Origin of the sequence: Bdellovibrio sp. GT3, assembly GCF_037996765.1 — a bacterium.
Classification (GTDB): domain Bacteria; phylum Bdellovibrionota; class Bdellovibrionia; order Bdellovibrionales; family Bdellovibrionaceae; genus Bdellovibrio.
In genome coordinates, this window is the sequence record NZ_JBBNAD010000005.1 from 709,495 (window position 1) to 731,589 (window position 22,095).

At 45.6% G+C, this 22,095-nt stretch carries 21 protein-coding genes; 8 read left to right on the top strand and 13 right to left on the bottom strand.

Translation table 11 applies throughout. The annotated features are described in order from the left end of the window. Positions 1–38: 38 nt before the first annotated feature. Both AAAA73_RS10805 and AAAA73_RS10810 read right to left on the bottom strand, forming a co-directional pair. The gene (locus tag AAAA73_RS10805) at positions 39–1,025 is read right to left on the bottom strand and encodes an SDR family oxidoreductase (RefSeq protein ID WP_340598316.1); all 987 of its coding nucleotides are present in this window, start codon (positions 1,023–1,025) and stop codon (positions 39–41) included. Next, positions 1,022–1,612, bottom strand: a complete 591-nt coding sequence (locus AAAA73_RS10810) for a phosphatase PAP2 family protein (protein WP_340598317.1) — start codon at positions 1,610–1,612, stop codon at positions 1,022–1,024. Before AAAA73_RS10810 ends, AAAA73_RS10805 begins: the two co-directional genes overlap by 4 nt. 95 nt (positions 1,613–1,707) lie before the next feature. On the opposite strand from AAAA73_RS10810, the gene AAAA73_RS10815 reads away from it, so the two are divergent. Together AAAA73_RS10815 and AAAA73_RS10820 are read left to right on the top strand one after the other, a co-directional pair. Then, a complete protein-coding gene (locus AAAA73_RS10815; protein ID WP_340598318.1) occupies positions 1,708–2,463 on the top strand; it encodes a flagellar motor protein in 756 nt (251 codons plus the stop codon). Beyond that, complete coding sequence (locus AAAA73_RS10820; RefSeq protein ID WP_340598319.1) at positions 2,447–3,196, top strand: OmpA family protein; 750 nt, start codon at positions 2,447–2,449, stop codon at positions 3,194–3,196. Before AAAA73_RS10815 ends, AAAA73_RS10820 begins: the two co-directional genes overlap by 17 nt. Positions 3,197–3,255: 59 nt before the next feature. Here AAAA73_RS10820 and AAAA73_RS10825 read toward each other — a convergent pair whose 3' ends face one another. The 4 genes from AAAA73_RS10825 to AAAA73_RS10840 all read right to left on the bottom strand — a co-directional run bounded on the left by AAAA73_RS10825 (position 3,256) and on the right by AAAA73_RS10840 (position 9,392). Then, positions 3,256–3,915, bottom strand: coding sequence for a hypothetical protein (locus AAAA73_RS10825; RefSeq protein WP_340598320.1), 660 nt, complete (start codon positions 3,913–3,915; stop codon positions 3,256–3,258). A 185-nt stretch (positions 3,916–4,100) separates the two neighbouring features. Continuing rightward, positions 4,101–6,965: a hypothetical protein gene (locus tag AAAA73_RS10830; protein ID WP_340598321.1), complete on the bottom strand. Its 2,865-nt coding sequence runs from the start codon at positions 6,963–6,965 to the stop codon at positions 4,101–4,103. A 140-nt stretch (positions 6,966–7,105) separates the two neighbouring features. Beyond that, complete coding sequence (locus tag AAAA73_RS10835; RefSeq protein WP_340598322.1) at positions 7,106–8,905, bottom strand: Lnb N-terminal periplasmic domain-containing protein; 1,800 nt, start codon at positions 8,903–8,905, stop codon at positions 7,106–7,108. Between the two features lie 10 nt (positions 8,906–8,915). Beyond that, entirely contained in the window at positions 8,916–9,392 is a 477-nt protein-coding gene (locus AAAA73_RS10840) for a DUF3015 family protein (protein ID WP_340598323.1), read from the bottom strand. Positions 9,393–9,476: 84 nt separating this feature from the next. Between AAAA73_RS10840 and trxA the strand changes: the two genes are divergently transcribed. Both trxA and AAAA73_RS10850 read left to right on the top strand, forming a co-directional pair. Further along, positions 9,477–9,821, top strand: coding sequence for a thioredoxin (gene trxA / locus AAAA73_RS10845; protein ID WP_340598324.1), 345 nt, complete (start codon positions 9,477–9,479; stop codon positions 9,819–9,821). A 182-nt stretch (positions 9,822–10,003) separates the two neighbouring features. Further along, a complete protein-coding gene (locus tag AAAA73_RS10850) occupies positions 10,004–10,654 on the top strand; it encodes a hypothetical protein (RefSeq protein WP_340598325.1) in 651 nt (216 codons plus the stop codon). Positions 10,655–10,718: 64 nt separating this feature from the next. Here AAAA73_RS10850 and AAAA73_RS10855 read toward each other — a convergent pair whose 3' ends face one another. From AAAA73_RS10855 to AAAA73_RS10885, 7 genes are all read right to left on the bottom strand, one after another. Continuing rightward, complete coding sequence (locus AAAA73_RS10855) at positions 10,719–11,357, bottom strand: peptidylprolyl isomerase (RefSeq protein WP_340598326.1); 639 nt, start codon at positions 11,355–11,357, stop codon at positions 10,719–10,721. Positions 11,358–11,389: 32 nt separating this feature from the next. Further along, a complete protein-coding gene (locus tag AAAA73_RS10860; RefSeq protein WP_340598327.1) occupies positions 11,390–13,693 on the bottom strand; it encodes a glutamine-synthetase adenylyltransferase in 2,304 nt (767 codons plus the stop codon). Further along, positions 13,686–15,077 (bottom strand): translocation protein TolB, encoded by a 1,392-nt coding sequence (locus AAAA73_RS10865; RefSeq protein WP_340598328.1) that lies wholly within the window; start codon positions 15,075–15,077, stop codon positions 13,686–13,688. Before AAAA73_RS10865 ends, AAAA73_RS10860 begins: the two co-directional genes overlap by 8 nt. A gap of 10 nt (positions 15,078–15,087) precedes the next feature. Next, entirely contained in the window at positions 15,088–15,903 is an 816-nt protein-coding gene (locus AAAA73_RS10870) for a cell envelope integrity protein TolA (protein WP_340598329.1), read from the bottom strand. Next, positions 15,900–16,319 carry an ExbD/TolR family protein gene (locus AAAA73_RS10875; RefSeq protein ID WP_340598330.1) on the bottom strand — a complete coding sequence of 140 codons (420 nt, stop codon included), beginning with the start codon at positions 16,317–16,319 and terminating at the stop codon, positions 15,900–15,902. The genes AAAA73_RS10870 and AAAA73_RS10875 overlap by 4 nt, the downstream gene beginning before the upstream one ends. Before the next feature lie 3 nt (positions 16,320–16,322). Then, positions 16,323–17,060, bottom strand: a complete 738-nt coding sequence (gene tolQ / locus AAAA73_RS10880; protein WP_340598331.1) for a protein TolQ — start codon at positions 17,058–17,060, stop codon at positions 16,323–16,325. Between the two features lie 98 nt (positions 17,061–17,158). Beyond that, complete coding sequence (locus tag AAAA73_RS10885; protein ID WP_340598332.1) at positions 17,159–18,010, bottom strand: hypothetical protein; 852 nt, start codon at positions 18,008–18,010, stop codon at positions 17,159–17,161. A gap of 166 nt (positions 18,011–18,176) precedes the next feature. Between AAAA73_RS10885 and AAAA73_RS10890 the strand changes: the two genes are divergently transcribed. Genes AAAA73_RS10890 through sufD form a run of 4 tightly spaced genes read left to right on the top strand, consistent with a single transcriptional unit; the run spans position 18,177 to position 22,091 of the window. Next, positions 18,177–18,629, top strand: a complete 453-nt coding sequence (locus tag AAAA73_RS10890; RefSeq protein WP_340598333.1) for an RrF2 family transcriptional regulator — start codon at positions 18,177–18,179, stop codon at positions 18,627–18,629. Beyond that, positions 18,622–20,070 (top strand): Fe-S cluster assembly protein SufB, encoded by a 1,449-nt coding sequence (gene sufB, locus AAAA73_RS10895; RefSeq protein WP_340598334.1) that lies wholly within the window; start codon positions 18,622–18,624, stop codon positions 20,068–20,070. The genes AAAA73_RS10890 and sufB overlap by 8 nt, the downstream gene beginning before the upstream one ends. A 1-nt stretch (position 20,071) precedes the next feature. Next, on the top strand, positions 20,072–20,824 hold the full coding sequence (gene sufC / locus AAAA73_RS10900) for a Fe-S cluster assembly ATPase SufC (protein WP_340598336.1): 753 nt from the start codon (positions 20,072–20,074) through the stop codon (positions 20,822–20,824). A 10-nt stretch (positions 20,825–20,834) separates the two neighbouring features. Then, entirely contained in the window at positions 20,835–22,091 is a 1,257-nt protein-coding gene (sufD, locus tag AAAA73_RS10905) for a Fe-S cluster assembly protein SufD (RefSeq protein ID WP_340598337.1), read from the top strand. The last annotated feature ends 4 nt before the right edge of the window (positions 22,092–22,095 follow it).

Here is a 22,095-nt window from a genome sequence, read left to right on the forward strand (position 1 = left end):
CAGCTATGATGGCGAAAAAAAGTCCTGCAGCCTTCATCTTACTTCAACATTCCTTGTTCTTTGATCCATTCAATACTGTTGTGAATGGCTTGTCTTGCCGGACGGGGCTTGAAGCCAAGTTCTCTTTGTGCTTTTGATGAATCAAACCAGTGATACATCGTCGCGGTGTACGCGTTTTCTTTACTAAGAGGGCCTTTAAGTCCGATCTTTTCCATAAAGTCGCCAATCGTTCCTACCACGTGTAGCAAACCGTCTGGCAGTTGTCTGGTGGGCGGTTTTACACCGGCTTCTTCCGCAATCATGCCGAATAGATCTTTAATCAGAATATTTTCACCCGAAAGGATGTAGCGTTCGCCAGTTTTTCCATTCTTCCAGGCACTGATAATTCCCTGAATAACATCTTCAACTGCCACGACGTTCACGCCACCTGAAGTGTAAAATTTAAGTTTTCCCTGAGCGACCTTTAACATCATTTTGCGACTGCCTTTTTTTGCATCGCCGCGGCCATAGATGGTTGCAGGATTCAGGATAACGGCATCGATTTCGCCTTTATCACAGGCCTTCTTAACCAAAACTTCGGCATCGTGTTTGGTTTCAAAGTAACCAAGGTTCAGATCATGAATGTTGAAAGGTGAATTTTCATTCAGGATTTCGTTGGGAGTGCGACCTCCGCCCACTGCGACTACAGAGGACAAATGAACCAGACGACGGATTTTCTTTTCTTTGCAAACCTCGATGACGTTTGCGGTGCCTTGAACATTCACTCTTTCCATGAGAGGGCGATCCGCTGCCTTGTAGGCAACCACACCGGCCAGATGGAAAACAGTATCAATGTCTTCGAAGGCTTCCAGAAGAGAAACGATGTCAGTCACATCACCGTGACGGTACTGACATTTGATTCCATTCAGCTCCGAGATGTCACTCTTTGGTCTGACAAGTGCAAAGACTTCGTGTCCCTCGTCAACCAAAGCTCTTGTCAGCCAGCTACCCAGGAATCCATTTGCACCGGTTACTAGAACTTTCATACGGTCTGTGCCTCATCGTCTGTGTCTTCATCGAATCTGGAAATAAATCTTTGGCAAAGTCTCGCCATGATGATGCCGGTAATTATGCCCAGCATGGCTCCGGCCAGAATATCAGTGGGGAAGTGAACTCCATTGTAGACGCGGCTATAGGATACCAAAAGAGCCAGGGTCATCATTGGCGCCATTGCCACCGGAAAGATAACTGATACGAATGTCGCGAAGTTAAAAATATTTGTCGCATGATTGGAAACGAAACTATAGCCGCCAAACGGAGCCCTTACGTTAACGGTAAGACTTTCGGTGTTAGCAGGCCTCGGACGTTGAACAGTTTTTTTGAAACCCCAGTTGCCGATACCATCGGATAACGAAACACTCAGAACCGCCATGACAAAAATGGTACAGCCTTTTTTCCAGCCGCGGCGCCAGATAAAGAGCGCAATGATCAGCGGAATGCAGACGATTTTGACCGGGTCCTTTTTATGAAGGTCTGTGATGAATGGGAAAAACACATCTGCCCACGGAGCAGTCCATTCAGAATTGATCAGCGTAAAAAGACGTTTATCGAGGTTCAAAATAAAATCGAGCATGATAGGGATATTAACTTAGTTTCTTGCTCGCAGAAAGTCTAGGTCTTCAGAGGGCCAGAGTGCCTCGTTCAACTCACTATGGCATTATTATGCCTATGGACATAGCTACAATCCTAGGGCTCGTTATTGGTTTTGGTGGAATCATCTTCGGTAACTTTATCGAAGGTGGACACATAAGTTCCCTAATGCAGTTTACTGCGTTTCTTATCGTCTTTGCTGGTACTGCGGGAGCTGTCATGGTTTCCAGTTCAGAACATGCATTGAAAACCGGATTGAATCTGGCAAGAAAAGCTTTTAAGACCGAAGAAAGTAAAGCTCACGGTAAACTTGAAGATATCGTCGAGTGTGCGCGTCTTGCAAAAAAAGAATCAATACTTTCATTGGAACCCAGAATCAGCAAAATCGGAGATCCACTTTTGCAGAACGTTCTGCGAAATGTTGTCGATGGTGTGGAAGAGCCTGTCATTCGCGACATATTTGAAACGCAAATATACACTGAAGAAGAAGAGTTACTTGCGGGAGCTAAGGTTTGGGCCGATGCTGGTGGCTTTGCTCCAACCATTGGTATCATCGGTGCGGTTCTGGGATTGATCCATGTCATGGGCAATCTGACTGACACTAGTAAATTGGGTGCGGGTATTGCCGTGGCGTTTGTGGCAACGGTTTATGGTGTGAGCTTCGCGAATCTTTTGTTTTTGCCAATCGGAAACAAGATTAAGAAAAAAGTTGAGGATATGACTCGGGAAAAGTTGATGGTCCTTGAGGGCGGATTGATGATCGCCAAGGGTGCCAATCACATGGTCATTGAACAAAAGCTAAGGTCGTACTTACCTCATGTCAGCAAAACGTAGAAAACACGAAGAACATGTAAATCACGAAAGATGGTTGGTCTCTTATGCAGACTTTATCACTCTTTTGTTTGCGTTCTTCGTGGTTATGTATGCGACTTCAACTGCCAATGAGTCCAAGCAGAAGGACTTCGAGGATTCAATTAAATTGAACTTCCATTTGGTGGGCAAGGGTGGAACTGATCAAAACGGTGAAACGATTGATGCAGCTATTGCAGAACTCGATATTCCCGTTGGTAACTTTCCAAAAAAGGGCGGACCTGCTGAGGCCGCTGACTATGTCGAGCGTGCACTTGGCAAAGCCATGAGCAAAGAAGACCAGAAAAAAGACATTCAGGATATCTATCATGATTCCGTCGGTGTTCGTGTTTCCCTGACTGCCTCCAGCTTCTTTACGCCGGGATCAGCGAAACTGCGACTGTCATCGTTGCCGGCACTGGATAAAGTTGCGGAGATTTTGGCGGCGAACGATAAACGAATCATTATCGAAGGCCATACCGACGACACGCCCATCGCGGATCCACAGTATCCCAGTAACTGGGAGCTTGCCGGTGACCGGGCTTCAGCGGTTGTCCGTTACTTTGTTAAGTATCACCAATTGAATCCCAAAAGATTTGTGGCGATCTCTTATGGCGATCAAAAGCCGATCGTGCCCAATGATACTGAAGAGCACAAATCCATGAACAGACGTATTGAGATTCTGATTGTTACTGATAATAAGAAGGTTGGAATCTAGACATAAAAAAAGCCGAGATGTTTAATCTCGGCTTTGGTGTTTTCAAGAGGATTTCGGGACTAAGCTACACAGTCTTTAAGTTTTTTAAGAATCTCGATCGCTTTTTCTTTGGAAACTTTTTGTGTTTCCATAACTGCGTCGATCAAGTTCTCGTCAGCTGTTTTTCCATTGCCCTTGCGAGCGTTGAAAGCTGTTACAACTTTTACGTAAGAAGTGCGCTCTGCACCTTTAAATGAAGTCAGGATTTGTGTGCCCAGGCGGATCATTTTGTTATAAGCGGCAACTGCAACTTCAGTTTGTTCTTTTGTGTTTTCACGAGAAGGAACTTTGCCAGCAAGATGCATATCGCCGATCATTGATGCCAGGCCTTCTGCGCCATCAGTCAGCTCCTTAGCTTCTGCGCGGTCTTCAATTTTATCCGCGGCTTTCTTAACAGAAGTGATAGATACAAGATTTTTAAGAACTTCCTTATCCGCCAAAGCGTTTTCAACGACTTTGCTTTCTTTACCTGGAGCAAGATCACGAACAGCTTGCTCTAGATATCTTTTTTCTGCATTTTTGCCGGAAGCATTTTTAAGATTGCCGTTTGAATCCAAGAAGTACTCTTGAGATGTTTTATCAAACTTTGCCAATCTTTCTGGGGTGGTCATTTTCCCTGGTGCTGCGAAAGCAGTTGCAGAGAAAGAGATTGCCATACCGATAATAAATGCCTTTTTCATTGAAAACTCCTCTTCTAAAAATCTGAAAACGTTTAAATCTATACTTCAATACTAAGCAAAACCCTTACCACTATCAGTTCACCTATATTCGATCTGGCTTGTGTGCCGTGTTTAACAATCGAAATCAGTGACCTTTTCCGCGTTCCATACCTAACACCGGAAGGCGTATCATTTTGATACATTTCCTATTTTGCACCCAATCCCAGTGCACGGGTTTCCGCCAGTTGCTTTTGAACCAAGTTGTTGAATTTCTTGGTCAGAACGTCCACTTCCGCAAGGTTATTAATTTTATCCCAGCTCACTGCATTGGCGATGGAGCCGTAGGACTTCATCTCTGATGCAAGACCTTGAAGTGATTCAAGCACTGTCGTCACTACGTTGATTTGTGCCTTGGTCAGATTGTACTTTTGAATGACTTCCGGCTCTTGATTTTCTGACTCTTCCTGCACAAGGGCTGCGAATGGATCATCATTTGTTTTCGGTTGTACTTTGTCAGCGTTAGCACCCAAAGTTTTGGCTACTTTGACCAATACAGCTTGAATCTTCTGCTCCTGTGCTTCCAGTTCAGAGTTTTCAAGAGTGGATTCAATTCTTTCGCGTCCGTCTTTGGTTACGATCTTAATTTTCTTAATAAGACGGTTCATTGTCGCGAATTCAGCTTCAATTTCTTTAAGCAAAGGATCGTTTGGATTCTGATTCATGATGTTTTCGAAATCCAACTTGTATGCAGTCTTTGAGTTCATGATGTCGTTCAGGATCGAAAGGTATACTCTTTCTTCCTGGAAGATTGCATTCATAGCACCGTTGTAGGCAGGGCCCGCATTTATCAGGATTTTGCCTGGCTTATACAGACTGCGAATCAGGTTCACGACGATTTTATCGTACTCGATCGTGTACTTGTCGAAAGCAGACTTCATTTGGCTGTAGGTGTTGTCTTTCCACCATGTCTCGAAAGCTGGTTTGGTAGCGGTACCCAGAACTGAAGGACGGATCTCTGCCAAAAGGTAGTTCACAACACCTTTATAGCTGCCTTGGCTTGCATTCACGCCCCAGGAATATGCTTGAGGGACTACAGCTTTGAATTTTTGAGTATAGGAAGGGTTGCACTCCTGGAAGTTGTCAGCTGGGTTTGCAATTGTTGGCGACAGGAATACCGAAGGGAATCCTGTAGTGTCGCGCACAGTTTGCTGACCTTTTTCGATATCAGGGCCGCAAACCATTTGCATGATCAGGTAGTCCGTAATTTGTGGAGTCGCGAAGATTCCAACACGGCGGTAGTAATTGGTATTGCTGACTTTTTCGTATGAAGCAGGACTTGATACATAGGTTTTAGCCCATGCGGCACCAGTATCCATTTGTGGATTTGGATTTCCAATCATGCTTTGAACTTGATTTAGCAATTTCAAGTAAATCGCGTCGGCACCTGAATTCTGCTTCACAACCAAAGTACGAAGTTCCTGGTTCAGCAAGTTGAATACGGAAACCACCTTATTTGGTTCTTTAAGCCCCAGTCCATTCACGATTGCCGTGAAGTTCTTTTGCTGCGCGGGTGTTAGCTTTTTAAACTCTGGAGAGTTCAAAAGCATGGAAGCGGCAGCGGCAGCATCATGAAGAGTGTACTTTTGACGTTGTTCGATAAACTTTGGATCTGTGTGATAAGTATCATCCGGGCCAGCCTTCATACCATCGGCTTTTACTCCGTAGAGTGGTGAAAGCAAGGTGATGTCGGCTGGTTGGCTGCGATCAAAGCGGTTTTGACGGGCTTGTTCAACGAAGTCACCATAGAAGTTTTCTGCCGACTTATAGCCTTGAGTCAGCTGCATAAGAGCGCTTTGCCAGTTTTGACTTGCTTCATGGACGTCAGCAAGGTTAGCCATGCGCCATGCCGCCATTTTTTCACGGAAGTCTTTCAATCTGAATTGAAGTGGGTGCTCGTAGCTATTCATCCAATGCGGTTTTTGAGCATTCATTTCTTTTTCGATATTTTCAGTGGCTGTGTACAGTGCCGGAGCATCGACGATGTTTCTCCAGGCATATGTCACAGAGCGCATGAATAGCTGGTCCAAAGCTACGAATGCTGAAAGCTTCAAACCTTTGGTTAGCAAGAAGCGCAGACCTTTTACTTGCGTTGTACCCGGCATCAGCCATGTCACGATATCCACGCCAGTCATGCGAATGATGTTTGCTTTTTGAGCGTTAAGGCCCGTTACGATTCCTTTTTCAAGACCGGCTGCTACAGCAGATGAAATCAACATAGAAGTGATGTTCGGAGCCATCTCCCAGATTTTCTTGTGAATTACCAAGTGCTCATAAGCCTTTTCGCAAGGCTCTGCATCCGCGCCGCTTTGAATATCAGCTTCAGTAACTTTCTTGCCCATCCAAGTTTTAGCACATGCTTTTACGTTAGGATCAGCAACGATTTGCGAGGCGATACCTTGAACCGTAGCACCCACAGTCATTCCCAGGTAGGGAATGAAAGCATGATACTTTGGATTTTTCATGTACATCGAAAGTATATTTGAAGCTGCACCTTGAGAGTACATAAATAGCTGAAATCCAATGATCCCCATCGGAGAAAATGAATGTGTCACGTGTTGATCAGCGGCCACTGGATTCATGGAATAGTTAAATACCAACTGCCCTGCGATGACCATTCCCATGGACATGAAGAACATCACGGACTCAGGAGCAAGATTATGCAAAGAATGGGAAAACGCGGCCTTATTGCCGGTCCATGCCTTGCCCAGATCATTCAGAAGACGACGCTCCATGTTCTTTGGAGAATACTTGCGCAGGTTTTGCTCGTCAGCGAATGGGATTTCCATAACTGGGATATTGGATTTCTTGTCAAAAACTCGAGTGATCTTGTTTGCATAGTCCACTTGGACTCTATAGCCAGCGCTTTCCATGATGGCTGCATCTTGTTTTGCGCGTTTGTCTTCAGACTTTGTCACTGAGGCTGCAAGTGCCGGAGATAATGAAGAAAAGCCAACCACCAAAGCGGTTGTGAAGCTGATCATTCTTTTATATGTCAAAGAAGCCTTGAACATAGCATCTCCTCAAAAGGCACATTGCCTTATTGAATAGATAAGCAAGTCATGGACCTGTCATAAGTAATACAAAGGAGCTAGGGCGTTTCAAAGTGAGACGAGGCCTCTTTCGGTCACGGGGGTGTCAAATATTATGACATTCAAGGAGTCGGAAGCACGATGGAAAACCCCCAGCGATCTTCCTGATCTTTGCGCTCCACTTCTGCGCGAAACTCAACTTGCCCATGTGAAAAAGATCCCGCCAGATAGTGATTCCAGAGGAAGCGTCCTTCAGAGGTGGAATACAGATATTCGCTTTGAAATAGTGATCTGAAGGAATCAACCCACTTCATCATGAACATGGATCTTCCCCCCAGGTAGGGATGCGCGATCTCGGTGAGGTCGGTATTCTTTGAAACAGCAAACAAAGACCAGCGTGTTGCCTTCATGATTGGTAAATCGAAGCTGGCCCCCCAGCCACCAGTGACGTAAGGAACAAACTTGGGCTGAGTACCAATATCAATAAACCATGAGTGAGGTTTTTCAAGCTGAGTCCAAGGCGAGGTTGCCAGCATACTTAGCAAAACGAATTCGTATAGATCCCAATTCTGCCGGGTTGGCATGTAGCGAATATCCACAGAAAAGAAATCAAGCTGCGAAAATGGTGCAAGCCCGCTATCGTCTGAAAGTAAGTCATGAAATCCCCTGCGGGCTTTGAATTGGTAATAGTCCTGATTTTCAAGCTGACCATAACCCAGATAAAAGGCCGCTGTAGGCGGGCTTAATAGAGGGGATTTAGGTGGAGAAACGATAACAGGTTCAGTGATCGCTCCAAGTTTTGCCCTGGCTACCGAAAGACGGTATTTTTCATCCCCGTATTCCTTTTTATCGCGATATTCGCGAATCGATAAATAGCTAAGAGCTGCTTCAAGCGTTTGAGCTTTGTCTTTTTTTGTCAGCCGTTGATACTCGTCAGTTTCGTCGGTCTTATTTACTAAAACTGAATGCAGGGCTGTTCGTTGGGAAAAGTCCAAATCCGCATAACGAGTTCGCCACTCTGTTTGCAGAGAGGTGCGAAGCTTCTCATCCACCAGCATTCCTGCTCGGGCTAATACTTTCAGGGAATCCAACGGAATGACAAAGTGATGAAGGTGATCGGTGATGTTGCTCTCCGGTGCGGCGGATTCGATAAGTTCCAACATCTGAGATGAGCAGTTTTCATCGGCGAAGTAGTAGGGAGCATATGCGCCCTCAAGTTCCAACAGGTGGTCGATCATGAAGTCCACTTGTTCAGGTGTAAGGTTCAGCTTGTACTCCCAAAGGTCTCTTCCTTCCAGGTTTGAATATTCCTGAATCTTTTGATGATACGGAAGCAGGGAGTATGTGCCAGGATAGTATCCAAAAATTCCTTTTAATGCATAGAGAGCACCACTATCGTTCCCGGTGATGGCAGCATAGTTAAGGCCGTAGTCCAAAAGATCCAGATGACCTTTGTTCTTTGGGTTGTGGAGTCTTAGAAATGTGTGGCCAAAGCTGGACGGGGCGCTGGATAAGTCCGAGGCGGCAAAGATCATATGGGCTTCGGTTGCGCCCAGTTGTTTTTTCCAAGAGACTTTGTCGGCACAGGCTTCCAGATCCTGTGGGGAGATATTTAAATTTCTTTTTAGCCAGGAAGTGCGCGCAAGGTAGCGGCATTGTTGCTGGGATGTGCCTGATGAAAATAAAAGATCTATGGTGGCGATAAGCTCAGCGCGGGGATTGTTGGCGCCATTGGCTGTAATAAAATAGTTGCCACGAATGGGGGATTGAAATTTTCCAGTTAACGACTTTCGATAGTGCCCAAGCTTCAGCCATCCTGCAGATGTATCCAGATTTTTTTCAAGTGCCTGTTTCTTGTAGGATTCGGTAGTCTGTAATGAAAAGCCCCACGAGTACTGTGGGGCCATCAAAAATAGAAACAATATTAAACAATTAAGAACCATGACAAACTGATTGCAGCTCTTTCTGACCAGCAAGTTCTTTATTCAGGTTTTGAACAACTTCAGATGGTGATGTGTTCGCGTTAGGGATGATGCTAGTATAAGAACTTTGTGTGAATGCACCGAAGGCCATAAGAGCTTGTGTATCAGTGCAGCCCTTCATGTTAGCCAAAGTCGCCAGAAGTTGACCGTGACCTTGTGCCATCTCACGGGAAAGTTCTTTTTGATTCACTTCTACAAAGTACTGAACTTCTTTATCGTTCATAACAATTCCGCGGGAAGAACAACCAGATGTACCGGAAGTGATGCCCAAAGGTTGAGTCAGGAAGAAGCTGTTCGTTGTCATTGACAACAATTGCAGGCCTTTGGAATTCTTGGAAATGATGACAGAGCCCAAGCCGCAACCTGAATCGCCGGCAAATGCACTTGCAGAGAACAAGAATAGCACCGTAAATAATACCTTTTTCAACGTAACCTCCTATTGTTTACAATTATGCTGACTCATTACGGGTTCTCCTTCAAACTCAAAGTATTCAAGGTCAAGGGGGGGCGTATGTCAGTGGTTGAAGCAAACAAACAGAATTTCCAGCAACTTGTTCAGGAAAACCAGATAGTAATCATAGACTTCTGGGCTGTATGGTGTGGTCCTTGTAAACGTTTTGCACCGATTTTCGATGCCGTGGCAGCAAAACATCCTGATGTGAAATTCTTGAAAATCAATACTGATGAGGAACCCGAAATTGCCGCAAGTTTTGAAGTGCGTTCAATTCCGACGTTGGCAGTTATTAAAGAACAAGCGATTATTTTTGTTCAACCGGGTGCCGTGAATGAAGAAGTCCTTGAACAGATTGTTAATCGCGCTAAAGAAATCGACATGTCTCAGGTTGAAAAAGAATAGTTTCGACACACGAATGAACTCCGTGAATTGTCACGAAGTCAGATCATAGACAAATTCGTCTTTTTACACAGTTTTTCCACAATTAGAAATTCAGCAAAGAGCTCGAGCATCTACGATGTCCGGGCTTTTTTGGCTTTAAGCTTGCTCCTTGTTTTATTGAAAAATCAAAACGAGAGGTTCAAATGAAACAAGTTCTAAAGAAGCTTACCCTGTCAGCCGTGTGTCTAACTATTATCATTCAAACTCAAACCGCCCACGCGGACCGAGGCAACGTGGCTGCTGCCACCATAGGCGGCGCGATTATAGGTGGTTTGATTGGCGCAACAATCGCGCAGGATTTCGATGATGATGACAATAGGCAATCCCAACATGTTTGGGATCAGGCATTGCGCCGTGATTTTAGGGAAACTCCCTATTCGTGGAGTGGTAACGAACATCGAGGCCGGCTGATTTTTACCGGAGAAGGATACTTCGATGGTTACTATTGCAGAATCTACCGCAGTGAAGTTTGGAATCACAGATCTGACACTCCGATGATCACGCGCGGATATGTGTGCCGTGCTTCAGATGGTTCATGGTTTCGCAGAGAAGAAGCGGAGATTCAGCATGCACGTCGGGACAGACCGGATCGTGGACCAAGATTTGATCGACCTCGCGAGGAACGCCGTGAAGAGCGTCCTGACAATCGTCGTCGCCAAGCTGGTCGCCAACAGCCGGGTGGAAATCACAATGGTGGCCGAGGCGGTGGAAGCGGTGGCGGAAATGGCGGTGGCAATGGAGGCGGATCGAGTTCTGTCACTTGGTACGGAGATGCTGTCAGCGGCACCAGATAAAAGGCATAAAAAAACCCGCTTCTTTCGAGAGCGGGTTTTTTATTTTAATCTTTAAAGTAGAGAACTATTCTTTAACGATTTTAACGTGCTTCATGATAACCGGCTCAGATGGACGATCCATCGCGCCAGTTTTAGAGTTTTCAATAGAGTGAACTACGTCCATGCCTTCAACAACTTCACCGAATACTGCGTGACGACCATCCAACCAAGGAGTTGGAACAGTAGTTACAAAGAACTGAGAACCGTTTGTGTTAGGACCCGCGTTTGCCATGGAAAGGATACCAGGCTTGGAGTGCTTTTGTTGACCAGCTGGGAATTCATCGTCGAAACGGAAGCCTGGGCCACCAGTTCCTGTACCAAGTGGGCAACCACCTTGAATCATGAAGTCTTTGATCACGCGGTGGAAAGTCAAACCATCGTAGAATGGTTTTTTAACTTTTTCGCCAGTTTTAGGATCAGTCCATTCTTTCGTGCCTTCTGCAAGACCCACGAAGTTTTCAACAGTCTTCGGAGCTTTGTCAGCAAGAAGCTTAACTTTGAAAGTACCTTTGTTCGTTTCGAAAATTGCAAACATCTGTTTATCCTTTTTTGTAGCAGTTTCTTTTGTGGCTGGTTTTGCTTCCGCACGGAAACTGAAAGCGGCTAGCAAGAACGCGAAAAGGTAAATCCAAAATACCTTTTTAATATCGATATTCTTCGACATCTAAATACTCCTGATTAGTTATAGAACAACTATTAGTGAGGCCGACGACGAGGGTCAAGTTCCTTCAGGATAGCTACGTTGTCCGAAACTCTCTTGGAGATCTCTTCAAGAAACTTTGAAGGCGAAGTATTAAACGCCACAGCAAGATTGTGAAAGGACTCGTCTTTTAACGACACTTCAGAGGTCGACTCTGACGCTATCAGTTGCAACATCTGCTCGGTTTGACGCAAATAGTTGTAGTTGGTGAGAAGACTCGAGGAATTTGCCTGTTTTAGAGTCAAAAACCCCTCTGTAGATGTACGAGGTGGAGGCAGTTTTTCGCACAACAAAACAGTTTGAATTGCGAGTTCCACGTCGACCATTCCGCCCTCACTGAACTTCAAATCGACATCTTCAGTTTTACTGACAAGTTCCTGGCGGATTCGATTCAATTCCGTAAGTTGTTCGGATGTTAGTCCTCGAGCAATAAAGTTTGACGTTAGTTCTGCACCATCGAAATCAATCCATCGGGACTTTAAGTAAGCTTGACGCTCCCAAGGCTCAGCATCCTGGGCAAGATAGTTTTGCAAATCCTGCAGGGGAATCACTATCGGACCGGCTTTGCCCGAGGGGCGCAGGCGCATATCGATGGAATAAATATTTCCACCGCGATGAGGCTCTGTCATGCGCGAGATAAATCGCTTTGCCAGTTTGTGGTCGTTATCTGAAGGCTCACCGGTGATAACAAAAATAAAATCCAAATCTGATTTGAAGCCAAGCTCCCGGCCGCCCCATTTGCCCAATGCCAGAATCTGCACGGAGCAGGGGAAGTCTTTCTTAAGAGCTTTCATCAAAGTCGATGCAATGGTGTCTGCCGTGAACGTTAAATTCTGAAGCAGATCACTGAGATCCTTTTGTTCCAGAAACTGACTTCCATTCACCAGCTCCGAAAGAAGTTTCTTTTCCGCAAGTTCCTCTAGCAGAACACCCATGTCTTCGGAAAAATCACTTTGCGCACGAAACACAAAGGAATCCAGCAGTTCAGGTCGACTGCACAGAATGCGTGATAGGTAAGGGGAGTGCGCAAAAAGCCAGGCAAGCTTGTTCATCAGATCTTTTTCGCGAAGAAGCAACGTGAAGAAACTCGCTTTGGCGCGAGTGCTGCGAATAAAGTCTTTCAGGAAAGCCAGAGCAAGATGACTGTCACCACCTTGAGCTTTCAGGGTTTGTATATAATCCTGCAAGAAGGCTTTGCGAGCGTTCTCGTCCCGTCCCTTGTTGCGGGACAAAACTTCCTGCTCGATAATCTCTGACCACAGTTCTTGTATGTCGGATTCAGGTAATCCCAGGCTGCTCAATTCATTTTCCAGAGAGATGGCTTTAGGTGCTTCCCCTAGAAGTGTTTTTACAATCTGATCACAATGCTTCATTTCCTCATCAAGAGTCTTCAATGCCTTACTGACAAATTCAGGATGAGGGTCGTTGATTTTCAGGAGATGAGTCTGTTCATCATTAAGAGCCTGAACATAGTTTTCCAGGCGGCGCAGATTTGCATAATGAGATTTCAGAAATTGGGCCTCACTGGCAGGCAGCAGGGATTTGGCAGACAGGGCTTGAATAGCCTCCACCGTTCCGCGCATTTGCAATGAGGGGTCTTTACCACCGTGAACGACAAGCAGAGCGTGGGTGAAAAGTTCCAGATCGCGAATTCCGCCAACACCCATTTTTAAATCGATGGCATCGACCGTGGTTGAAGAATGATAGTGATTCTGAATCTTCCCGCGCAGATGCTTCAGGTCGTCCAATAACGTGAAATCCAGATGTTTGCGAAATGAAAATTTTTTAGCAAACGCAGTCACATCCGAGATGATTCCGGCATTTCCACAAATTGCGCGCAGGCGAACAAAGGCCAATCGCTCCCAGGTCTCACCATAGTTTCCATAGTAATCGCGAAAGTGCTCAACCGTGGGGATAAGGGGGCCATGGCGTCCACCGGGGCGCAGATCGAAATCCACGCGGAAAACGAATCCGTCAGCAGTGCGTTCAGCAAGCAGCTTTTGAAAATGACGAAGTTGTTTAAGATTCTTATCGCCGTCTTGATCGGAAACTATCAGCAGATCGACGTCAGAACTTAAATTGAGTTCACTGGATCCCAGCTTTCCCAGTGCAAATAAAGCAACATCGTTCTCGGGAAAGCTGATATGAAAGGCTTCCGTCAACAAAGTGTCGGCAGCAAGACTCCAGTCATGGCAGATTTTTAGTGGATCTTCAGAATCGGTTTTGGCAAGACTTGCGCAACGGGACCAGATCCCGTTGCGTTTTATTCTTAAAGAAGCTTCTGTTGCAGAATTACTCAAGGTTTACAGACCACTTCGGCTTGAAGTAGTTGTAGCTGTCATTCGTTACACGACGTTCTTCGCTGCCATCAGCAGTGGAAATATAGATCTGACTTTTACCAGTGCGATTGCTGGAGTACATGACAAATCGGCCGTCAGGGGAGAACGAAGGGTCTTCGTTGGAAGACATTTTCCCATTTGGTTTTTTTGCAGAGGTCAGACGAATCATGTCGGAACCGTCAGCGTTCATCACGAAGATATCAAAGTTGCTGTCGCTTTGACCGGCGAATGCGATCTTTTTGCAATCAGGAGACCAGGATGGAGAGGAGTTGAAAACACCTGCGAAAGTCAGGCGTTTTACGTTTCCACCGTTTGCATCCATGGTATAGATCATCGGTTTTCCGGCGCGGTCTGAAGAGAAGGCAACTTTGTTTGCATCACCTGGGCACACCGTCGGTTCAACGTTCATCGCACCTGCAGGGCCATTCGTGATCTTGCCTTGCAAAGTACCATCGTAAGTCATTTTATAAACGTCAGGGCTGGTGCCTTGAGAGATCGTCAGGAAAATTGTTTTTCCATCCGGGGAGAAAGACGCACCGGAGTTGATCCCTTGGCGGTAGGAAATCAAAGAGCGCTTACCGGATTTCAAATCCAGTAACAACATGTCAGCATTTCTGAATTTGGAGCCAACACGTTTAACATAGGAAGTATAAGCGATTTTCGTTCCATCAGGAGACCACGCTGGAGAGATCGCAACACTCGAGTGTTTGGAAATCTGCATGGAGTTCGCACTATCCCAATCCATCAAATACACTTCGCGGGCCTGGCCGCCTGCGCGGTCAGAAGTCACCACCATGCGCGACAGGAACATTCCATCTGTTCCAGTCAAAGCTTTCAGTACATCGTTGGCAAACGTGTGACCGATGCGACGAGCACTTGAAACCGGTCCTTTATACTTTTTGCCGGCAATCAAGGAAGCTTTGCTGACAGAGTAAAGGTAAGTTTCCAAAGTGACTTCATTACCAGCAATCGAGAATCCTGCGCGAATCAGGAAGTCGGCACCAATTGCAGACCAGCTTTGGAACTTGAATCCCGCTGGATTTCCCGGAGCGGGCGTCAATCCGACTTTGCTTGGATCCTCAAGGAAGGCTTTTGAATCGATAAATTGAAAATAAGATGAAACGGCCAGGTCGTTATTTACGACATTGTAGATTTCGGCTCCCGTGGCGTGATAGCGGGAGGCTGTTGCCGGAGTGCCGAAGTATTGCAGCGCCGGGAAAGCCATAAGACTTTTCTTGGTGCGTGCTTCACCCAGTTTGATGTAAATGCCGCTGTTGTTTTCCTGGGCCATGCTTGCTTGGGAAAAAGCAATTACGGCAAGAACTGCACATAGTAGTCGGATCATAAGTCTCTCCTTACTCTGGGAAGCCGATTAGAATCCCGTCCACGCTGACAAGTGATTGAAATTTCTCAGGCGGGGCTGGAAAAGGTGCTGAGCGATCCAATGTCGCCAGAACCTGTTCATCATACTCTGGATTTCCACTCGATTTAACAATTTTGCGATCTAAGATATTTCCACGGGAATCAATAAACACACGGGCTTGTGCTTTAAGGTCGCGCTTCGCCAGCCATTCCGGCAATGCCCAGTGTTGTTTGATATGGCGATCCAAATCGGATCCATAAGTGTCATGCTGCAATTTAGAAAGTCCGGTCAAAGCTGTTCCTGGTGAAACTTGATTACCTTTGATCGGTGCTGCATCAGCAGTGGATTTACCAGAGCCAGAAACCGGTGCCGGCTTCTTGGCTTCTTCTTTTAGTTTTTCGATAGCAGCCATGGCCTTAAGTTTATCCAAAGCATCGCTTTGTTTGGATTTAACTTTCTCGATGTTAATTCCATCATCTTTTTTAGCCTGCTTGGTTGGAAGTTTGACTTCCGGTTTTACAGGCTCAGGCGTTTTTTCCGCAGGTTTTTCCACAACCGGTTCCGGCTTTGGAGCAGGTTTTGGATTTTCTTTGGTTTCTGGTTTTGGTGGCAGATTGTTTGGATCCAGCTTGTCAGGAAGCCCCACCATATCAACGCGAACGGCTTGAGTAAAATCAATAGCCTCTGGCGTAAAGAATGTCGCCTTTACGATAAAGAAAACCAACAATGCCACGTGCAGACCAAAGGAGATCGCCAGGCCGCGGTTAAGTGAATCAGTCTGAGGTTTTTCTGTATTAACTTCGTTCACTTGTCTTTAGGTAACGTAACCAGTCCGATGTTAAAGATCCCAGCAGCGCGAACTTCCGCCATGGCTTCCGCGACGAAGCCGTAATCCACTTTGCGATCTGCTTGGATGAATACTTGTTTGTTCTTTTTATGTTCAAAGATGGCCTTGAGCTTCGGTTTAAGCTCGTCCATCTGAATACGTGTTTTAGCAATGGTCATCTTTTGATCAGCGGCAATAACCAGAACGAAAGGTTCTTCGTTCATTTCAACCCCGGAAGACGAAGTCTTTGGCAAGTCGACGTCGATCCCTTGTTGCATCAGGGGAGTTGTCACCATGAACATGATCAGAAGAACAAGCATGACGTCCACCAAAGGCGTCACGTTGATTTCACTTAATGTCGCGCGGCTTTTTTTGCCGCCGCCGCCACCCATTCCCATGACTTAGTTTCCTTGAAAGAAGTTGCGTTTAACAATGTTCAGGAAGTCTGCGCCAAAGTTGTTCAAAGTAATTTCTTGTTTGCGAATGCGGGAAATAAAGCCGTTGTATAAAACAACCGCAGGGATCGCTGCTGCCAGACCGATTGCCGTTGCAATCAAAGCCTCAGAGATACCAGGAGCGACAACTGCCAAACTTGCAGAACCGGTTTGACCGATTTTATGGAAGGACTGCATGATCCCCCAAACCGTACCGAACAAGCCTATGAAAGGACCCGTGCTGCCCGTCGTTGCCAACACAGTCAGACGCGATTCAAGTTTGGAGACTTCGTTCTCGTTCGCTTTATTAATGATACGCTCAAGATTGTCGATTCCCGACAGAATTGGTTTGTCATTTTCAGTGCGAGCCAAAAGCGGGGATTCGGAGATCTTTTTCATTTCAAGGTAAGCTGCCTTGAATACGCGTGCTACCGATGAGTCTTTATATTGATCGATATCTTCATACAAAGAATCCAATGAATTAACTTTCCAGAATTTGTTCAGGAAAAGATCATCAGCTGTGCGCATTTTTTTGAAAGCTTGAAATTTGGTATAACCAATAGCCCAGCAAAATACCGACAAAACGATAAGGATAAGAAGTGTTAATTGTACAACAGGACTGGCCTGTGCAATTGCATCCCATGAGCTCGTATTAACCGAAACAGAAGGTGCGGCCTCAGCGACCTGAACAAAAAGTGGAAACATAGATGGACCTCCATGTTCAACCTTATGCCCAAAAGGTCCTGAGATCAACCCGCGATGTCCCTATGGCGCAGGACCATCGTCGTGATTGATCTTGATTCTTACTGTGCAAGCCAGCTGGTGATTTGAGTGATATCTGTGCTGATATATCCATCAGCATTGTAGGCTTTTGCGCGTTTGAACTCTTCCTCGTTTTCAACGATCAGGAAGATCTTTTTGTGACGGCGACGCATTTCTGCGATCACATTGTCATTGAACGCTGGGCGACCCAAAATTTTAAATGGAGCCACAAAGACGTCACCTTTGAATTGTGTGGATGGCAAAACCCACAAGGCATCAAAGCTCATCAGGCGCATTAAATCCGGGCGACCCGTGCCGTACAACCATGTCGGCTGCAGGCTTTTGATCGCTGAAAGAATCAGATTCGTGTCACTTTGGGCAAGAGTGCGATGCTCGGAATTCAATCCCTGCAACGCTTCGGAGACGATGGCATCCACTTCAGCGACGTTATCAACAACGTTCAGAATGAAGCGTGTTTTGGGGAATTTTTCGTAGAGTTCCTTAAGCGCCGGAGTGCTTTTGTAGAACTCATTGATCTGCTCCCAGGAGTAATCTGAGATTTTATTCCCCTGCATGATCTTAATAGTGGGGTTCGCTTCCTGCTCCGCCAACTTTGCATTCAGGAATTCAATGTCACGTTGGGGTGGCAGGATAAATGGAACGCGATCTTTGGAAACGCGCACATCGGCCCAGATAATAACGTCAGGGCGAGCATCAACGGCCTCTGCCATTTTGGCCAAAGTATGAGTCTTTACGGACACATACGGAGTTTGACCGTCAAAAAAAGGGGATTTGTATTCCTGGAAGGTCTGCCCCATGCCCCAAATACGGGTCATCAGGATAATAAAACCAACCAAAGCTAAGGAGGCAATTGTTGCTAACAGTACTCGCATATGGCCGTTGGTATAGCACCCTAAGATGTCGAAATCAGCACCTTTTTTCCAAACTAGCTGAAAGATTCCTGTCACGATCTTAAATACGCTAAAATTAGGCGTATTTCATCTTGTTTTTCAATTGGCTTTCTATTAGATAACTGGATCGTAATAGTCGGGTGTAGACATGAATAAGATCAATCGGAAATTAGAATACGCATTGATGGCTTTGAAGTACATGAGCCAGAAAATTCCAGGGGAGCTGACTTCTGCAAAAGAAGTTTCAGATGCCTTTAATACTCCTTTTGATGCAACTGCTCGCGTGATGCAACAGATGGCTCAAAAAGGCGGATTTCTTCGCGCTGAGTACGGTGCCAACGGTGGTTATCAAATCACCAAGGACCTCGCAAAAGTTTCCATCCATGATTTGGTGGAAGTGATCGAAGGTCCCACGGCTCTGGTGAAGTGCCTGCACAAAGAAGCGCCTTGTGAAATTCAAGGGACTTGCAACATTGTTTCCCCAATTACGACTTTGAATAATAAGCTCACTGACTTTTATAAATCCGTCAGTTTGAAAGATCTTTTAGTTGAAAGAACTGCGATGTCGAAAAAATCTTCTGAGACGGTGATTCATGGATAACAACAAGAACAACCCTCTTGATTCGTACGAATACAAATACGGTTTCACCACTGATATTGAAATGGATCAGGCCCCATTGGGTTTGACCGAGGAAATTATCAAGCTGATCTCTGGTAAAAAGAATGAACCAGAGTGGATGCTGGATTACCGTTTGAAAGCTTACCGCCATTGGCTGACTTTGACTGAGCCAACTTGGGCCCATGTTTCTTATCCAGCGATCGATTTCCAGGCGATTCGTTATTATTCAGCACCTAAGAAAAAAACAGACGCGGATAAGCCAAAATCCATGGATGATCTTGATCCTGAATTGATCAAAACTTTTGAAAAGCTTGGTATCCCTTTATCTGAACAAAAACGTATCTCCGGTATTGCGGTGGACGTGGTCTTTGACTCGGTCTCTGTGGGCACAACTCACAATGAGGTTTTGGAAGAAGCGGGAGTGCTCTTCTGTTCAATTACTGAAGCAGTGGCAAAACATCCGGAACTTGTTAAAAAATATCTGGGCTCTGTAGTTCCATACACTGACAACTTCTATGCGGCACTGAATGCAGCGGTCTTCACAGACGGTTCTTTCTGTTACATCCCTAAGGGTGTTCGTTGCCCGATTGATCTTTCCACTTACTTCCGTATCAACGCCAAGGACACAGGTCAGTTCGAAAGAACTCTGCTTGTTTGCGATGAGGGTGGTTATGTGAATTACCTTGAGGGCTGTACAGCTCCTCAACGTGATGAAAATCAACTTCACGCAGCCGTGGTTGAACTGGTTGCTTTGGACAATGCAGAGATCAAGTACTCCACAGTTCAAAACTGGTACACGGGTGATAAAGAAGGTAAAGGCGGCATTTATAACTTCGTTACCAAACGTGGTAAAGCTGCCGGCAAGAACTCTAAAATCTCTTGGACTCAAGTTGAATCCGGTTCTGCGATCACTTGGAAATATCCGTCTTGCATCTTGCAAGGGGATGGATCTGAAGGCGCCTTCTATTCTGTGGCATTGACTCATGATCTGATGCAAGCCGATACCGGAACCAAGATGATCCACATTGGTAAGAACACCAAGTCGACTATTATCTCCAAGGGTATTTCGACTGATAAGTCTTCAAACGCTTATCGTGGTCAGGTGAAAATCATGCCATCGGCTGAAAACGCACGTAACTATTCTCAGTGCGACTCGATGCTGGTGGGTGATAAGTGCTCGGCAAGCACGTTCCCTTATATTGAAGTAAAAAATAAAACTGCGACGATTGAACACGAAGCGACGACTTCACGAATCAGTGAAGATCAGATCTTCTATTTGCAATCCCGCGGTATGGATATGGAGAAAACAATTTCAATGCTGGTGAATGGTTTCTGTAAGGAAGTATTTAAAGAACTTCCTTTGGAATTTGCAGTTGAAGCCGTGAAGTTGATTGAAATGAAATTGGAAAATTCAGTAGGTTAATATGTTGGAAATTAAGAATTTACATGCACGTGTTGAAGAAAAAGAAATCCTAAAAGGCCTGAACCTGACTGTGAAAGCGGGCGAGGTGCACGCGATCATGGGACCAAACGGTTCCGGTAAATCGACTTTGTCCAAGGTTTTGGCGGGTCACCCGGCTTACGAAGTAACCGGTGGCGAAGTAAAATACGAAATCAACTTCATGATGCAAAATCTTTTGGAGCTGGCTCCGGATGAAAGAGCTAAAGAAGGTATCTTCCTGGCGTTCCAATATCCGATCGAAGTTCCGGGCGTTTCCAACTTCACATTCCTGCACACAGCTTTTAACTCTGTATTGCAACACCAAGGTTCCGAGCCAATGCCTGAAGGCGAATTCCGTGAATTCCTGGTGCAAAAATTGAAGCTCGTTTCCATGAAACCTGAATACTTGGATCGTCCAGTGAACACAGGTTTCTCTGGTGGTGAGAAAAAGAAAAATGAAATCCTGCAAATGGCGGTTTTGTCTCCGCGCCTGGCGCTTCTGGATGAAACAGATTCAGGCCTTGATATCGACGCCCTTCGCGTGGTTTCCGACGGCGTAAATAAACTTCGTCGCAAAGATAACGCCATCATCCTGGTGACTCACTATCAGCGTCTTTTGGATTACATTAAGCCTGATTACGTTCACGTACTTCTTGGTGGAAAAATTGTAGAAACCGGTGACTCTTCCCTGGCGTTGAAGCTTGAGGAAAAAGGTTACGACTGGTTGATCAACTAAGGACAGGGCAATGAATTTACTTTCGACTTACGAAAAATTCAGTCAGGCACATCCGGCGAAAGGCGCACAAGCTTCCTTCCGTCAGGCGGGCTATGACTATGCCTTGAAAAAGGGTCTTCCAACCCGCAAGGATGAAGAGTGGCATTATACCAGCGTTAAAGTTTTGGCTGAAAACAGTTTCCAGCCAAGTGCTTTGAATGCAGTAAATCCAAGTCACGACACAATGGTGGCTATTCAAAAAGCCATGAATCCAGAGTTCACCAATCTGGTTTTCTTTAATGGAGTATTCAATAAAACTTTGTCGTCAGATTTGCCGGCGGGTTTGAATATTCGTGAGCAGTCTGAATACTCAGAACAATTTGATGATACTTTCGATGCACTTAATGGTGCATATGCTGAAACGCCGTACTTCGTGCATTTGAATAAAGACACTTCTGTGGATAAACCTGTGAACTTCGTCTTTTTCACATCCAATGAATCAGGCGCAGCCGTGATGACCAGTCCCCGCATTCGTTTGGAAGTGGGCGCAAGATCTTCTATGCGAGTTCTTGAAAGTCACTGTGGTATGAGTGGTGCTTCTTACTTTGCAAATTCAGTATTTGATTTGCAGGTGGGCGACAGTGCCAACGTGATTTACGTGCGTGTTCAGGCGGACAGCTTGAATGCCGTGAACATTGGTCGCACGCGCATCAGTCTGGGTAAGCATGCGAACTTGGAAAGCCTGGCTTTTTCTACCGGTGCGCAATTGTCGCGTCATAACTATGACTTGGTTCTTAAGGAAAAAGGCTCCACGTCTCAGGTTCTGGGAATCTATGCAGTTCAAGGGACTCAGCACGTGGATAACACCACGACGATTGATCACGCTGTCGGGGAGTGTGCGACTCACCAGTTGTACAAAGGTATCTTGGATGGTGCCGGTCGTTCTGCATTCTGCGGTAAGATTCTGATTCGTAAAGATGCCCAGAAGGCCGATTCCTCGCAATTGAACAACAATCTTCTTCTAAGCAACAAAGCTGAAGCTGATAGCAAGCCTTCGATTGAAGTGCATGCCGATGATGTTAAAGCGGGTCACGGTTCGACCGTGGGCCAGTTGAATAAGGAAGAGCTTTTCTATTTGCTATCGCGTGCGATTCCAAAAGATAAAGCGATTGCGATGTTAAGTTACGGTTACCTGTCTGAAGTTTTGTACAAAGTTTCAGACGAGCGTATTCAAAAATGGTTAACTAAGCATTTGGATGAGGCGTTTGCGCGCTTGCATCTGAACTAAGAAG

Coding starts and splice junctions, on each gene's coding strand:
- sufC (WP_340598336.1), top strand. CDS start 20,072: ATGTTGGAAATTAAGAATTTACATGCACGTGTTGAAGAAAAAGAAATC.
- AAAA73_RS10850 (WP_340598325.1), top strand. CDS start 10,004: ATGAAACAAGTTCTAAAGAAGCTTACCCTGTCAGCCGTGTGTCTAACT.
- sufB (WP_340598334.1), top strand. CDS start 18,622: ATGGATAACAACAAGAACAACCCTCTTGATTCGTACGAATACAAATAC.
- trxA (WP_340598324.1), top strand. CDS start 9,477: ATGTCAGTGGTTGAAGCAAACAAACAGAATTTCCAGCAACTTGTTCAG.
- AAAA73_RS10855 (WP_340598326.1), bottom strand. CDS start 11,357: ATGTCGAAGAATATCGATATTAAAAAGGTATTTTGGATTTACCTTTTC.
- AAAA73_RS10820 (WP_340598319.1), top strand. CDS start 2,447: ATGTCAGCAAAACGTAGAAAACACGAAGAACATGTAAATCACGAAAGA.
- AAAA73_RS10825 (WP_340598320.1), bottom strand. CDS start 3,915: ATGAAAAAGGCATTTATTATCGGTATGGCAATCTCTTTCTCTGCAACT.
- AAAA73_RS10890 (WP_340598333.1), top strand. CDS start 18,177: ATGAATAAGATCAATCGGAAATTAGAATACGCATTGATGGCTTTGAAG.
- sufD (WP_340598337.1), top strand. CDS start 20,835: ATGAATTTACTTTCGACTTACGAAAAATTCAGTCAGGCACATCCGGCG.
- AAAA73_RS10875 (WP_340598330.1), bottom strand. CDS start 16,319: ATGGGAATGGGTGGCGGCGGCGGCAAAAAAAGCCGCGCGACATTAAGT.
- AAAA73_RS10810 (WP_340598317.1), bottom strand. CDS start 1,612: ATGCTCGATTTTATTTTGAACCTCGATAAACGTCTTTTTACGCTGATC.
- AAAA73_RS10830 (WP_340598321.1), bottom strand. CDS start 6,965: ATGTTCAAGGCTTCTTTGACATATAAAAGAATGATCAGCTTCACAACC.
- AAAA73_RS10885 (WP_340598332.1), bottom strand. CDS start 18,010: ATGCGAGTACTGTTAGCAACAATTGCCTCCTTAGCTTTGGTTGGTTTT.
- AAAA73_RS10815 (WP_340598318.1), top strand. CDS start 1,708: ATGGACATAGCTACAATCCTAGGGCTCGTTATTGGTTTTGGTGGAATC.
- tolQ (WP_340598331.1), bottom strand. CDS start 17,060: ATGTTTCCACTTTTTGTTCAGGTCGCTGAGGCCGCACCTTCTGTTTCG.
- AAAA73_RS10805 (WP_340598316.1), bottom strand. CDS start 1,025: ATGAAAGTTCTAGTAACCGGTGCAAATGGATTCCTGGGTAGCTGGCTG.
- AAAA73_RS10865 (WP_340598328.1), bottom strand. CDS start 15,077: ATGATCCGACTACTATGTGCAGTTCTTGCCGTAATTGCTTTTTCCCAA.